The sequence below is a fragment of the Planococcus versutus genome, from assembly GCF_001186155.3.
Lineage (GTDB): Bacteria > Bacillota > Bacilli > Bacillales_A > Planococcaceae > Planococcus > Planococcus versutus.
Genome location: NZ_CP016540.2, coordinates 153,439 through 167,698 on the forward strand (window position 1 = coordinate 153,439; position 14,260 = coordinate 167,698).

Sequence of the window (14,260 nt, forward strand, 5' to 3'; positions counted from 1 at the left end):
AAGTACGCGTGGCACTTGATGCCACAACTTTTTAATTAACCAGTGGTTAAGTTAGAAAGGGCGCACGGTGGATGCCTTGGCACTAGGAGCCGAAGAAGGACGGCACTAACACCGATATGCTTCGGGGAGCTGTAAGTGAGCGATGATCCGGAGATTTCCGAATGGGGGAACCCCCTGTCTTTAATGGGACAGGATCCATGTGTGAATCTATAGCACATGAGAAGGCAGACCCAGGGAACTGAAACATCTAAGTACCTGGAGGAAGAGAAAGCAAATGCGATTCCCTGAGTAGCGGCGAGCGAAACGGGATCAGCCCAAACCAAGAGGCTTGCCTCTTGGGGTTGTAGGACACTCTATACGGAGTTACAAAAGGAAGGATTAGGCGAAGCGACCTGGAACGGTCCGCCACAGCGGGTAACAGCCCCGTAGCCGAAAACCCTTCCCCTCCAGAGTGGATCCTGAGTACGGCGGAACACGTGAAATTCCGTCGGAATCTGGGAGGACCATCTCCCAAGGCTAAATACTTCCTAGTGACCGATAGTGAACCAGTACCGTGAGGGAAAGGTGAAAAGCACCCCGGAAGGGGAGTGAAATAGATCCTGAAACCGTGTGCCTACAAGTAGTCAAAGCCCGTTAATGGGTGATGGCGTGCCTTTTGTAGAATGAACCGGCGAGTTACGATTACATGCAAGGTTAAGCTGAGAAGGCGGAGCCGCAGCGAAAGCGAGTCTGAATAGGGCGATAGAGTATGTAGTTGTAGACCCGAAACCAGGTGATCTACCCATGTCCAGGGTGAAGGTAAGGTAACACTTACTGGAGGCCCGAACCCACGCACGTTGAAAAGTGCGGGGATGAGGTGTGGGTAGCGGAGAAATTCCAATCGAACCTGGAGATAGCTGGTTCTCTCCGAAATAGCTTTAGGGCTAGCCTCAAGATAGAGAATCCTGGAGGTAGAGCACTGTTTGGACTAGGGGCCCATCCCGGGTTACCGAATTCAGACAAACTCCGAATGCCAGTGATTTATGCTTGGGAGTCAGACTGCGAGTGATAAGATCCGTAGTCAAGAGGGAAACAGCCCAGACCACCAGCTAAGGTCCCCAAATATCCGTTAAGTGGAAAAGGATGTGGCGTTGCTTAGACAACCAGGATGTTGGCTTAGAAGCAGCCATCATTTAAAGAGTGCGTAATAGCTCACTGGTCGAGTGACACTGCGCCGAAAATGTACCGGGGCTAAACGGATTACCGAAGCTGTGGATGGATCTCTTCGGAGATCCGTGGTAGGAGAGCGTTCTAAGGGCGTTGAAGTCAGACCGGAAGGACTGGTGGAGCGCTTAGAAGTGAGAATGCCGGTATGAGTAACGAAAGACGGGTGAGAATCCCGTCCACCGAATGCCTAAGGTTTCCTGAGGAAGGCTCGTCCGCTCAGGGTTAGTCGGGACCTAAGTCGAGGCCGATAGGCGTAGACGATGGACAACAGGTTGATATTCCTGTACCACCTCCCCGCCGTTTGAGCAATGGGGGGACGCAGAAGGATAAGGAGAGCGTGCCGTTGGTTGTGCACGTCCAAGCAGTGAGGCGTGGAATGAGGCAAATCCCATTCCTGATACGTTGAGCTGTGATGGCAAGAGGTTTACCTCAGAGTCCCTGATTTCACACTGCCAAGAAAAGCCTCTAGCGAGGCGGGAGGTGCCCGTACCGCAAACCGACACAGGTAGGCGAGAAGAGAATTCTAAGGTGAGCGAGTGAACTCTCGTTAAGGAACTCGGCAAAATGACCCCGTAACTTCGGGAGAAGGGGTGCTCTGGTAGGGTGAATAGCCCGAGAGAGCCGCAGTGAATAGGCCCAGGCGACTGTTTAGCAAAAACACAGGTCTCTGCAAAACCGTAAGGTGACGTATAGGGGCTGACGCCTGCCCGGTGCTGGAAGGTTAAGAGGAGTGCTTAGCGCAAGCGAAGGTGCGAATTGAAGCCCCAGTAAACGGCGGCCGTAACTATAACGGTCCTAAGGTAGCGAAATTCCTTGTCGGGTAAGTTCCGACCCGCACGAAAGGCGTAACGATCTGGGCACTGTCTCAACGAGAGACTCGGTGAAATTATAGTACCTGTGAAGATGCAGGTTACCCGCGACAGGACGGAAAGACCCCGTGGAGCTTTACTGTAGCCTGATATTGAATTTTGGTGCAACTTGTACAGAATAGGTAGGAGCCTTAGATTCCGGAGCGCCAGCTTCGGCGGAGGCGTCAGTGGGATACTACCCTGGTTGTATTGAAATTCTAACCCACAAGCCTGATCGGCTTGGGAGACAGTGTCAGGCGGGCAGTTTGACTGGGGCGGTCGCCTCCTAAAGAGTAACGGAGGCGCCCAAAGGTTCCCTCAGAATGGTTGGAAATCATTCGCAGAGTGTAAAGGCAGAAGGGAGCTTGACTGCGAGACGTACATGTCGAGCAGGGTCGAAAGACGGGCTTAGTGATCCGGTGGTTCCGCATGGAAGGGCCATCGCTCAACGGATAAAAGCTACCCCGGGGATAACAGGCTTATCTCCCCCAAGAGTCCACATCGACGGGGAGGTTTGGCACCTCGATGTCGGCTCATCGCATCCTGGGGCTGTAGTCGGTCCCAAGGGTTGGGCTGTTCGCCCATTAAAGCGGTACGCGAGCTGGGTTCAGAACGTCGTGAGACAGTTCGGTCCCTATCCGTCGCGGGCGCAGGAAATTTGAGAGGAGCTGTCCTTAGTACGAGAGGACCGGGATGGACACACCGCTGGTGTACCAGTTGTTCTGCCAAGGGCATCGCTGGGTAGCTATGTGTGGCCGGGATAAGTGCTGAAAGCATCTAAGCACGAAGCCCCCTCAAGATGAGATTTCCCATTGCGCAAGCAAGTAAGATCCCTCAAAGACGATGAGGTAGATAGGTTCGAGGTGGAAGCGTGGCGACACGTGCAGCTGACGAATACTAATCGATCGAGGACTTAACCAACAAACTGTACGCGAATCATGCACGATTTGTTTCACCTGTCGTTTATCCAGTTTTGAGTGAACAAGCACTCAATTAAAATAGTCCAGTGATGATGGCAAAGAGGCCACACCCGTTCCCATCTCGAACACGGCAGTTAAGCTCTTTTGCGCCGATGGTAGTTGGGGGTTTCCCCCTGTGAGAGTAGGACGTCGCTGGGCTATTCTATGTTTATTTTTTTTGTTCCTCATGATTCTTTTACCTTGCTTCCATAGCTCAGCAGGTAGAGTGCTTCCATGGTAAGGAAGAGGTCACCGGTTCGAATCCGGTTGGAAGCTTTTCTTTTTTTAGAGTTTCTAAATAGGAAGTTAAAAAATGAGTTAATTTAGGCCCCTTGGTCAAGCGGTTAAGACACCGCCCTTTCACGGCGGTAACACGGGTTCGAATCCCGTAGGGGTCACCATATTTGGAGGATTAGCTCAGCTGGGAGAGCATCTGCCTTACAAGCAGAGGGTCGGCGGTTCGATCCCGTCATCCTCCACCACTTTTTTCGTAAATTTATACGGTGGGGTAGCGAAGTGGCTAAACGCGGCGGACTGTAAATCCGCTCCTTCGGGTTCGGCAGTTCGAATCTGCCCCCCACCACCAGTTTTCTTATAGTAATTAATGGGGTATAGCCAAGCGGTAAGGCAACGGGTTTTGATCCCGTCATGCCCTGGTTCGAATCCAGGTACCCCAGCCATTTTTACTGTGAGCCATTAGCTCAGCTGGTAGAGCATCTGACTTTTAATCAGAGGGTCGAAGGTTCGAATCCTTCATGGCTCATTCTTTTAACATCCTTGCGCCTGTTCAGCGCGGGGCCTTAGCTCAGCTGGGAGAGCGCGTCGCTGGCAGTGACGAGGTCAGGGGTTCGAGCCCCCTAGGCTCCATTGTTCCATGTGTATTTGTACTATCCATGTGTAAAACCCCGTATCCATGTATTTGGATACGGGGTTTTTTTAGGTTTTGATGTATTCGGACTGTGGGCGGAAAATGACGTTGTGTTCTTGTTGTTCGAGTGCATGTGCTGTCCAACCTACAATACGTGCACTGCTGAAGGTGGGTGTAAACAATTCGGTAGGCATCGCGATCGAGCGCATAATAGCAGCGGCATAAAATTCTACATTGGTGTACAGTGCACGACCGGGTTTTCGTTCATTTAGCTTATCGGTGATAACGGCTTCTGCAGCAACTGCTAAATCAAGCCATGGATCTTCTCCATGAAGGTCGAGACACTTTTCTCGGAGGATGATGGATCGCGGATCTTCTGTACGGTAGATTCGGTGACCAAAGCCCATTATTTTTTCTCCTCGATTTAATTTTTCTTCAATAACTGGAACAATGCGGTCTTCTGTTTTTATGGTGTCTAGTAAATCAATGACGCCTGAAGGAGCCCCACCGTGAAGAGGACCTTTCATCGTTCCAAGCGCAGAAGTAATCGCTGACACTAAATCAGACTCGGTAGAAATGGTGACGCGCGCTGCAAATGTTGAAGCATTCATGCCATGTTCCATCGTTAGTTTTAAATAAGTATCAAGTGCTTCCGTTTGTACTGGTGAAGGTTGTTGTCTACTGATCATCCATAGGTAGTTGGCTGTATGTCCCAAATCGTCTCTTGGTTCAACAGCTTCAAGCTCGTGTTGAAAGCGATAAAACGCCGCTGTCATTACAGGCAATGCTGCTGTTAATGCAATAGCTTGTTGTTGTGAAGAAAGCGTTAGAAAATTAGTATCTGGATATGCGGATATCAATGTTCGCATAGCATCCATCAACGAAATTTCTTTTGGTAAAAGCTTCGTAATTTCAACAATATGTGTCGGCAGTTTCCGGTAGCTGAGTAACTGTTTAGACAAATGAGTTAGTTGTTGCGCATTTGGCCACTGACCAAACCAAAGAAAATAAGCTGTTTCCTCGAATGATTTATCTCGAACAACTGTTTCTATGCGTTCGCCTCGGTATCGCAGTTCTCCTAAATCTCCATCTACAGAAGCAATAGCAGTTTGAACGGCTACTACGCCTTTTAATCCTGGTTGAAACATCAGAATTCCTCCTTTTTCTTTTAGTTTACTCTCGTTATTTGATAATAAAAATTAAAGATATATAATTGAGACAATTAAGAAAAGTAATCGGAATGAGGGATGTCATGGAAGTTCAGTGGTTGAGAACCTTTGTGGATGCTGCAGAAACGTTAAACTTCAGAATGACGTCAGAACGACTGATGATGTCACAACCCAGTGTGACTGTTCATATTCGGTTATTAGAAGAAAACTTAGGTCTTCTTTTGTTCAAGCGCAGCAACAACCGGGTATCGTTAACAGAAGAAGGAAGGTATTTCAAAGAAAAAGCCGAAAAAGTACTAAAGCAATTAGATAACAGTATCGAAGCGGTGCATTCTTTTTCTCAAGGGTACCGAAAAAAATGGACACTAGCCATTTCACCTTTAATGGCAGAAACTGTTTTGCCTTATGTACTAAAGTCATTTACACAACAACATCCGCAAGTAGAGTTGGTGATTCGTGTAGAAGAATCTAGTGATATTGAAGAATTGGTTGAAACAGAACAAGTGTCGGCTGGCATTTCGGCTTTGCCGCCGATCGGTCGTCTGATTGAGCCACTTATCGTATACAACGATCCATTGCTGTTTGTTTTACCAAGAGATGCTTATGATGATGAGACAGGACCAGTCGTTTCAGTAGAACAAGCTTTACGAAGTGCAACATTGTTTACGCATCATCATCCTGTTTTTTGGGAAGAGTTATTAGGAATCCTGCGATTGCATGTACCTGGTATTCGCACCATGAAAGTGACGCAAGCCCATATCGTTAAACGATTTGTTCAAGAAGGACTGGGTACTTCGTTTTTGCCAAAGTCGATAGTTCGGCGAGAACTAGTAGAAGGTCGATTAATGGAAGTCCATTTTGATTTGTTTCCGTTGCCCGTCGTTTCTACTTATTTTCTGGTAAAGCAAATGGGCTCACTGGAGCAAGATTTTATTGAACGTATTCAGTCGGTGTATTTTAGTTAGAAGGAGAGATTGAAATGATGATTGAGTCTAATGGCATTCGGTTACGGTTATTGAAAAGAGAGGATTTTGAAGCGTTATGGGCTTTGTATGACCCTAAGATTTTTGAACACATGCTCAGTCAAGTAGAGAGCTTTGAAGACTTGGTTGCGTGGTTAGAATCCGGATTAAACCAGTCAAATGTACTAATTTTCGTTGTAGAAAAGCCTGAAACGGCTGAAATTGTCGGTACAACACGCATATATGCAATTGATGAAGCCAATAAAAGCTGCGAAATTGGTTCAACATTTTATGCGCAATCTGCTCAAAGAACGCATGTAAACACAGCGGTTAAGCGAGCTTTGCTTAGTTATTGTTTTGAAGAGCGGGATATGATTCGTGTGCAATTTAAGACAGATGCTGAAAATGTGCGTTCACAGAAGTCGATTGAACGCATCGGTGCGGTTAAAGAAGGCGTGCTTCGCAATGAACGTATTCGCTCGACGGGTAAGCCGAGAGACGCTGTGGTGTATTCAATTATCGACAGTGACTGGCTGAAAGTGAAAAAAGACTTGGAGAAAAAAGCGAATAAATATACGTAAATTTGTTTGGTTGAGCCAAATAGACCTTAGCGGTTACAATAAGTCTATCTTGCTAAGGGGGTATAAAATAATGAATAAATTAAATATTTCTATTATAGGGGTTCCAATGGACCACGGACAAACTCGTCGTGGTGTGGATATGGGACCAAGCGCTATCCGTTATGCGGGCGTTGTGGATCGTATTGAAGAGTTAGGACACAGTGTAACGGATGAAGGGGATATCCAAATCGGTCAAACAGACGGCAGTGTGGATGCTTCAACAAATTTGCGTAATTTAAAAGTCATTACTGAAGCAACAGAAGCACTTGGCGATAAAGTATTTGAAGTAGCAGAATCTGGAAACTTTCCACTTGTACTAGGTGGTGATCACAGCATTGCAATCGGTACACTCGCTGGAATTTCTGAACGTCATGAAAACTTAGGCGTTATCTGGTACGATGCACACGCTGACATGAACACAAGCGATACGTCACCATCAGGCAATATTCATGGCATGCCACTTGCTGCAAGCTTTGGACACGGCCACGAGAAATTGACGAACATTCGCGGCTATTCACCAAAAGTAAAACCTGAAAACATTGTCATCATCGGTGCTCGTTCGGTGGACCCAGGTGAGCGTGAATTGATTAAAGAGCACGGCATTCGCGTTTACAGCATGCACGAAATTGATAAAATGGGCATGCACGCAGTAATCGAGGATTCGATCCGTTACTTGAAAGAAGAACGCAATACAGATGCGGTTCATTTATCATTAGATCTTGATGGGATTGACCCAATGTACACACCAGGCGTCGGTACTCCAGTTCCAGGTGGCATTAGTTACCGCGAAAGCCATTTAGCTATGGAAATGCTGTATGATGCAAACATCATTACTTCTGCTGAATTTGTAGAAGTAAATCCGATTCTTGATGAAAAAAACAAAACAGCGGATGTTGCGGTTGCATTGATAGGCTCATTATTTGGTGAAAAATTAATGTAGTCAAAGTATTCCGAACATAAATACCCTTATATAAATCCAACGGGTCTGGCCACTCCGCTTTCCTGTGGGCTCAGCTTCAGCCTCCTCGTCACTGGCGTTCCTGCGGGGTCTTCAGCTTTCGCTGTCCCACGGGAGTCTTCGTGGCCGGACCGGTTGGAAGCGTGGGGTTCTAATCGAAATAAGCGACTCGCTGATCGAGGCCCATTAAAAAGGCTCACCATATGCTTGGTATTCAGACCAGTCTAAATACGATAAAAAATTAGTCATTCTTTACTATCACGACTATTCTTTTGTCTACAAGTTCAAACAGGCGAAAGCCTGTTTTTTTCTTTGCCAAAAAATAAATGGATTTTAAATTGGAAATATTGAAAATATAGTTGGATTTATTTGGGTATTATCTGATACGATAGAATAAGAAAAAAAGTTGAAACCTTTTGAGTTTCGGTACGTATATAAAGTACAGCCGCATAGGCAGAGGGAAATGAGATCATGGATGCGTTAGTCAATAAACGAGTAGCAAACGTACTAAAAGGCGATCAGAACGCATTCGCCGAAATCGTGGAGCTTTACCAGCACCAGCTGTATCATATTTGCTACCGTATGCTTGGCAACAAGCAAGAAGCAGAAGATATCGCACAAGAAGCTTTTATGCGTGCTTATGTAAACATCCATACATTCGATCAAAATCGAAAATTTTCGACATGGCTTTACCGAATTGCCACTAATCTGTGTATCGACCGGATTCGTAAAAAAAAGCCGGATTATCATTTAGATGCGGAAGTGCGCGGAGCAGAAGGCTTGAATATGTATTCCAAAATCGCCAATGACGATGAACTTCCAGAAGATGAATTGATGCGGATGGAAGTTCAAGAGCGGGTTCAGTATGAAATTAGCCGCTTGCCAGATAAGTACCGTGCCGCTATTGTATTAAAGTATATTGAAGAATTGCCACTCGCGGAAATTAGTGAAATCTTGGATTTGCCATTAGGAACGGTGAAGACGCGTATTCACCGAGGGCGAGAAGCTCTTCGCAAGCAATTGAGCAATTTGTAGGAGGCGAGCACGATGAATGCGTGTCCGGAAAACATTATCCAAATAATGCACCATCACTTTGATGGAGATACGAGCTCGAGTGAAGAACAGCAATTAAAAGAGTACTTGGAAAACTGCGACGATTGCCGAGAAAAGTACCAAGCATTAAACAGAACCATTGCATTTATTCAAAGTGCATCCCATATACAAGCGCCTTCTGGTTTTGTCCAAAAAACAATGGAGCGGTTACCAAAAGAAAAACAACGAGCAGGTATCCAAAGATGGTTTAGAAGACACCCCATGCTTGCGGCGGCTGCTTTATTTTGTGTGTTGATGAGCACGGCACTGTTTGCGAATTTTAATGATGACCAACAGTTTTCGTTTACGAAACAGCCGAATCTAGTAGTTGAAGGACAAACTGTAATTGTACCTGAAGGAGAAACAGTGGTTGGCAACTTAACCATACGCAACGGTGATTTACGTGTAGAAGGTGAGCTTCAAGGAGACGTAACCATTGTCAACGGTCAGTATATGGCATCGAGCGGTGTCATTACGGGTGAAATCGAAGAAATTGATAAAGCTTTTGAATGGTTATGGTATACCATTAAAGAAGGATTTAAAGATGCAGCTTCTATTTTTAATCCAAACGACAGCCCAGTTGACGATTAAACCTATCCTCTCCTAAAGGATGGGTTTTTTCTATGAAGGCAAGCCCAATTCACTTATGCTATACTAAATGCATACGCAGATGTAGAAAAGCGAGGGTTGCAGATGCCTTTTTTTGAAAGTTTAACAGACCAAACGCCATTTAGACTTCTAGGGAACATCATTGACATTTTACTAGTTTGGTTCGTTGTTTATAAATTGATTACGGTTATTAAAGGGACGAAAGCCGTTCAATTATTGAAAGGGATTTTTGTCATTATTATTGCGCGCCTCGTGACGCAAGCACTCAACCTGGAAACATTAGGCTGGATTATGCAGCAAGTGTTGGAATGGGGCTTTCTAGCCATCATTATCATTTTCCAGCCAGAGCTTCGCCGTGCACTTGAGCAACTGGGTCGTGGCAGACTTTTCTCGAGCAGTACATTGAACGAAGAATCCGAACGCAACCGACTCATCGAAGCAATGTCCAAATCTGTTAGTTACATGGCTAAACGGCGAATCGGTGCATTAATATCGATTGAACGAGAAACAGGATTGAGTGAATATATTGAAACGGGTACTCCGATGAACTCGGACCTCACATCTGAACTGATGATCAATTTGTTTATTCCCAATACACCGTTGCATGATGGAGCGGTGATTGTTCAAAAAAATCGAATTGCTGCAGCGGCATGCTATTTGCCACTGTCTGAAAGTCCATTCATCTCTAAAGAGTTGGGTACGCGCCACCGTGCAGCTCTTGGTATTAGTGAAGTGACGGATGCAATTACGATTGTTGTATCGGAAGAAACCGGCGCCATCAGTTTGACGGCAAATGGTGATTTACACCGCAATTTATCACTTGAAGACTTTGAAGTGAAGCTGCGCCGCATTTGGTTTGGTGCAGAACAGCAAGAAGTCGCTCTTTCTTGGTGGAACTGGAGGGGGAAAAAGAATGGATAAAATGATGGACAATCGCTGGTTTTTACGCAGCACGGCACTCTTATTAGCTTGTCTTTTGTTTTTTTCCGTAAAAGCGGATGACAATACTTCCGGGTCAACGGACACCAGCCGTGTGTCTGAAGTGATTGAAGACGTTGAACTCGAGGTATACCATGACAATACGTTAATGGTAAGTGGCATACCCAAAACGGTTGATTTGCATTTGACGGGACCTGTGAGTATTGTTCAAACAGCACGTCAACTGGAAGACTTCACGTTGTTTGTGGATTTGCGTAATTTACCGATGGGTGAACATCAAGTGCCCATTCAAACTGAAAACCTATCTGAACAATTAAATGTACGAGTCGACCCAGCTTTTGTGAATGTTGTCATTGAAGAACGAGTGTCGCAAGAATTCCGAATCGACCCAGAAATAAATGAACGAATGCTTGCGGATGGTTTTATTTTAGACAGTGTAGAAGTAGAACCGAAAACAGTCATTGTTACCGGACCAAAAAGTATGATTGATGCGATTAGCTTTGTAAAAGCGACAGTTTCTGGCGAGCAAGGAGTTAAAGAGTCGTTTACGACTGCTGCGAGCGTTCGTGTCTTAGCTGAAGACTTAACAAAGCTTGAAAGTGCAAAAATTGAACCTGAAGAAGTAGAAGTATCGGTTAAAGTTGTAGAGTATAGCAAAGTTGTACCGGTCAGAATTGAAGCTACTGGAAAAGCGGGTGCTGGCATTACGATTAACGGCTGGACCACTCCGACTGAAGAAATTCGGATTTTCGGTCCAGAGACAGTAGTAGACGAGCTGACTGAATACGTTGTTAACGTTGATGCTGCAAGTGTTACTGCTGAAGATGCGACAGTAGAAGTAGATCTTGAAATTCCTGCTGGTGCTTCTGCGGTTTCACCTGGTCAAGTGACAGTTGAAGCTCAAGCAATCATTGATGAATCGGCGCAACTACCAATAGCTGAAGAAGATGCAAAAGTAGCACGTGATTAGATGATATTGAGACCACAAAGATAATCTAGAATAGAAATCAAAATAGAAGCAATTGACTGAAGGAGCGAATATCGCAATGGGAAAATATTTTGGAACAGATGGCGTACGTGGAGTTGCCAATAGTGAGCTGACACCTGAACTGGCTTTTAGATTAGGTCGCATCGGCGGGTATATTTTAACGAAAAGTGCAAAAGACAAGCCGAAAGTGCTAATTGGCCGTGATACACGAATTTCAGGAGAAATGTTAGAAGGCGCTTTGGCTGCTGGACTACTTTCTGTTGGAGCAGAAGTCATGCGCCTTGGCGTTATCAGCACACCAGGCGTTTCTTATTTAACGCGTGTGATGAGTGCAGAAGCAGGCGTGATGATTTCTGCTTCACACAACCCGGTAGAAGATAACGGCATCAAATTCTTTGGCTCAGATGGGTTTAAACTATCAGACGCACAAGAAGCAGAAATTGAAGCATTGTTAGACAGTGCTGAAGATCTATTGCCACGTCCGACAGGCGGCGATTTGGGTAGCATTACGGATTATTTCGAAGGCGGACAAAGATACCTTCAGTACTTGAAAAAAACAGTTGATGAAGAATTTACAGGCATTCTTGTAGCATTGGATTGCGCACACGGCGCAACGTCTACATTGGCAACGCATGTATTTGCCGACTTAGACGCAGACATCACTTCAATGGGCGCATCGCCGAACGGCTTGAATATTAACGCAAACGTAGGCTCTACTCATCCTGAACAATTGGCAGAGCTCGTTGTGGCTAAAGGCGCAAACATTGGTCTTGCATTCGACGGCGACGGCGATCGTTTAATTGCAGTAGATGAAAAAGGAAACATTGTCGATGGCGATCAAATTATGTATATTTGCGCAAAGCATTTGCACTCAGAAGGTCGCTTGAAAAAAGATACGGTCGTTTCGACTGTAATGAGCAATATGGGCTTTTATAAAGCCCTAGAAAGCCATGGCATGAAGAGTAACAAAACAGCTGTGGGTGATCGTTATGTTGTAGAAGAAATGAAAAACAATGATTACAACTTGGGTGGCGAACAATCCGGTCACATTATTTTTCTTGATTACAACACAACAGGCGATGGCTTATTGACAGGCCTTCAATTGGTAAATATCATGAAGATTACAGGGAAGAAATTATCTGAACTGGCATCTGAAATGACAATTTATCCTCAAAAACTTGTGAATATTCGTGTAACCGATAAGCATGCTGTCACAGACAATGCAAAAGTGGCAGAAGTTATTGCTGAAGTTGAAAAAGAAATGAACGGCAATGGTCGCGTCCTAGTACGCCCTTCTGGCACTGAGCCATTAGTACGTATTATGGTAGAAGCCGCTTCAGCAGAAAACTGTGAACGCTATGTAGAACGCATTGCAGAAGTTGTACGCAGTGAAATGGGCTTAAGCTAAGTAAATCGAGTAATTTCCAGTCCGTAAGCATTTTTGCTTGCGGGCTTTTTTTGATGAACAGTTAGTTTGGTAGGGGAGAAGAAACGCTACAAGTGGCTGCTTTCCGTTCGAGCGCTTGCACTTCAAGCAGTTACTGAGAGTTAACGACAGAGAAAATAAGCATACTAAATAATCTTGTAACCCGTTCAGTTTTGAATCGCAAAACCGAAACAAATACCTAAAAAGACTATCTTTTAGCACCTAGTTAGATAGGGTTTTAAAACATCAATTAACACTTAAATTAGCCAAGTTTTCGAACTCATAAATTTAGGTGTTTTTTATACGATTTTAGAATTTAAAATGGCATATCATATATCCTTCTAATGGAGTACCATTATATTGAAAGTATAGAGGAACAAGAATATTTACCTCCATATCCGAGATTTATTAAATACTTTAGTTATTATTTGCCGAAACGATTAATTTTTGAATGTGAGGAGTAAATTAATGAAGAAGAGTGTAATTATATTTGAAAGTTTTATGTTTGTGTTGGTACTAATATCTTTATTTTTCGCTTTTTCGAAAAACGAACATTTTATAAAATTTGATTGGGGTATTTGGTTCGTTTTTGTACTGGATTATACTATTCGATTAATAAAATCCGAAAACAAATGGACTTACGTTAAACAACATCCCTTTGAACTGATTGCTATTATTCCTTTCGATTCTATTTTTAGAGCAGCACGTATTGTCCGCTTGTTCCGTGTGATCCGTTTAATCGGGATAGGTTCACGATATCTAACTCCTGTCTATAAATTATTAAGAACAAATGGCTTGGACAAGGTATTAATTATTGCTATGGTTTTACTATTTATTATCCCTATTCCCATTGTGCTTCTTGAACCTTCAATAAATACTTTTGGTGATGCACTTTGGTGGGCTGTTGTAACTACTACGACTGTCGGATATGGAGATATTTCTCCAGAAACACCAATTGGACGAGTATTAGCCGTTGTATTGATGTTGGTTGGTATTGGAATCATTGGTACATTAACTTCTGCGATTACAAGTTTCTTCAGTAATAAAAATGGATCGAATCACGACAAAAGAATTCTAGGTGTAATTCAGTCTATCGAAGAAATTGAAAATCTGACTAAAGAAGATATAGAATTTGTTCAAATGTACTTGGAGAGAAAAGAAATTAAATAGGATCAGTTGGAAGTGTCTTAAGTCGATGCTTCTTTTTTGTGTTCTTTTTCTGGCTTTCTTAATCCTTTTAATGAACTTGAATTTCCTTAAATGTGAGAAATGGTTTTGATTTGATGAATGTGTTGGTAGAAGTACAAAGCTCTTTTATAAATCATCGTTCAGCTTCAACTCCAGTTCCTTCAAAATACGTTTATTGTTTTTCTTGTTTCGTACCCAACCCACGAAGTTTTCATCTTCTAGAAGCCCAACGATTAAACGACCTACGATAGCTTCTTCAGGTCGTTCGCTGTACTCGGAAAAATACTTAACTGTGTTTTTTTCCAGTTCTGATAGTTCCCATTCAACAGGTTGTTTGTTCAGTCGTCTTGGTTCGGTTTTGACATTGCAGTTCCCTTCTTTTTTAGTGTGCCGATTAGACACTGAAATAGTTGGTTTACAATTTTACT

Annotated in this window: 11 protein-coding genes, 7 tRNA genes and 2 rRNA genes; 18 read left to right on the forward strand and 2 right to left on the reverse strand. The window is 44.1% G+C overall.

All coding sequences use genetic code 11. The features are described 5' to 3' along the window. Positions 1 to 44: 44 nt before the first annotated feature. The 9 genes from I858_RS00820 (at position 45) to I858_RS00860 (ending at position 3,880) form a co-directional block, all read left to right on the forward strand. Positions 45 to 2,975 (forward strand): 23S ribosomal RNA (locus I858_RS00820). An 81-nt stretch (positions 2,976 to 3,056) separates the two neighbouring features. Next, a 5S ribosomal RNA gene (gene rrf / locus I858_RS00825) occupies positions 3,057 to 3,172 on the forward strand. 44 nt (positions 3,173 to 3,216) lie between these two features. After that, a tRNA-Thr gene (locus I858_RS00830) sits at positions 3,217 to 3,289 on the forward strand. A gap of 50 nt (positions 3,290 to 3,339) precedes the next feature. Continuing rightward, positions 3,340 to 3,414, forward strand: a tRNA-Glu gene (locus I858_RS00835). Between the two features lie 5 nt (positions 3,415 to 3,419). Then, positions 3,420 to 3,495, forward strand: a tRNA-Val gene (locus tag I858_RS00840). Positions 3,496 to 3,515: 20 nt separating this feature from the next. Continuing rightward, positions 3,516 to 3,599 (forward strand) — tRNA-Tyr (locus tag I858_RS00845). Positions 3,600 to 3,618: 19 nt separating this feature from the next. Continuing rightward, a tRNA-Gln gene (locus I858_RS00850) sits at positions 3,619 to 3,693 on the forward strand. Between the two features lie 10 nt (positions 3,694 to 3,703). Beyond that, a tRNA-Lys gene (locus tag I858_RS00855) sits at positions 3,704 to 3,776 on the forward strand. A 31-nt stretch (positions 3,777 to 3,807) separates the two neighbouring features. Then, a tRNA-Ala gene (locus I858_RS00860) sits at positions 3,808 to 3,880 on the forward strand. 69 nt (positions 3,881 to 3,949) lie between these two features. On the opposite strand, the gene I858_RS00865 is transcribed toward I858_RS00860, so the two are convergent. Next, the gene (locus I858_RS00865) at positions 3,950 to 5,029 is read right to left on the reverse strand and encodes a citrate synthase/methylcitrate synthase (RefSeq protein ID WP_049693861.1); all 1,080 of its coding nucleotides are present in this window, start codon (positions 5,027 to 5,029) and stop codon (positions 3,950 to 3,952) included. A gap of 104 nt (positions 5,030 to 5,133) precedes the next feature. Between I858_RS00865 and I858_RS00870 the strand changes: the two genes are divergently transcribed. The 9 genes from I858_RS00870 (at position 5,134) to I858_RS00910 (ending at position 13,814) form a co-directional block, all read left to right on the forward strand. After that, the gene (locus I858_RS00870; RefSeq protein ID WP_049693862.1) at positions 5,134 to 6,015 is read left to right on the forward strand and encodes a LysR family transcriptional regulator; all 882 of its coding nucleotides are present in this window, start codon (positions 5,134 to 5,136) and stop codon (positions 6,013 to 6,015) included. 14 nt (positions 6,016 to 6,029) lie between these two features. Further along, the gene (locus I858_RS00875) at positions 6,030 to 6,593 is read left to right on the forward strand and encodes a GNAT family N-acetyltransferase (RefSeq protein ID WP_049693863.1); all 564 of its coding nucleotides are present in this window, start codon (positions 6,030 to 6,032) and stop codon (positions 6,591 to 6,593) included. A gap of 70 nt (positions 6,594 to 6,663) precedes the next feature. Next, positions 6,664 to 7,572 (forward strand): arginase, encoded by a 909-nt coding sequence (gene rocF, locus I858_RS00880; RefSeq protein WP_049693864.1) that lies wholly within the window; start codon positions 6,664 to 6,666, stop codon positions 7,570 to 7,572. Between the two features lie 489 nt (positions 7,573 to 8,061). After that, complete coding sequence (gene sigW / locus I858_RS00885) at positions 8,062 to 8,625, forward strand: RNA polymerase sigma factor SigW (RefSeq protein ID WP_049693865.1); 564 nt, start codon at positions 8,062 to 8,064, stop codon at positions 8,623 to 8,625. 12 nt (positions 8,626 to 8,637) lie between these two features. Beyond that, the gene (locus I858_RS00890; RefSeq protein ID WP_049693866.1) at positions 8,638 to 9,273 is read left to right on the forward strand and encodes an anti-sigma factor; all 636 of its coding nucleotides are present in this window, start codon (positions 8,638 to 8,640) and stop codon (positions 9,271 to 9,273) included. Between the two features lie 102 nt (positions 9,274 to 9,375). Continuing rightward, positions 9,376 to 10,212 carry a diadenylate cyclase CdaA gene (gene cdaA / locus I858_RS00895; protein WP_049693867.1) on the forward strand — a complete coding sequence of 279 codons (837 nt, stop codon included), beginning with the start codon at positions 9,376 to 9,378 and terminating at the stop codon, positions 10,210 to 10,212. Further along, positions 10,205 to 11,200, forward strand: coding sequence for a CdaR family protein (locus tag I858_RS00900; RefSeq protein ID WP_049693868.1), 996 nt, complete (start codon positions 10,205 to 10,207; stop codon positions 11,198 to 11,200). Before cdaA ends, I858_RS00900 begins: the two co-directional genes overlap by 8 nt. A gap of 76 nt (positions 11,201 to 11,276) precedes the next feature. Next, positions 11,277 to 12,626 carry a phosphoglucosamine mutase gene (gene glmM, locus I858_RS00905; RefSeq protein WP_049693869.1) on the forward strand — a complete coding sequence of 450 codons (1,350 nt, stop codon included), beginning with the start codon at positions 11,277 to 11,279 and terminating at the stop codon, positions 12,624 to 12,626. 486 nt (positions 12,627 to 13,112) lie between these two features. Continuing rightward, positions 13,113 to 13,814, forward strand: a complete 702-nt coding sequence (locus tag I858_RS00910) for a potassium channel family protein (RefSeq protein ID WP_049693870.1) — start codon at positions 13,113 to 13,115, stop codon at positions 13,812 to 13,814. Positions 13,815 to 13,958: 144 nt separating this feature from the next. Here I858_RS00910 and I858_RS00915 read toward each other — a convergent pair whose 3' ends face one another. After that, on the reverse strand, positions 13,959 to 14,234 hold the full coding sequence (locus I858_RS00915; RefSeq protein WP_049693871.1) for a hypothetical protein: 276 nt from the start codon (positions 14,232 to 14,234) through the stop codon (positions 13,959 to 13,961). Positions 14,235 to 14,260: the final 26 nt, after the last annotated feature.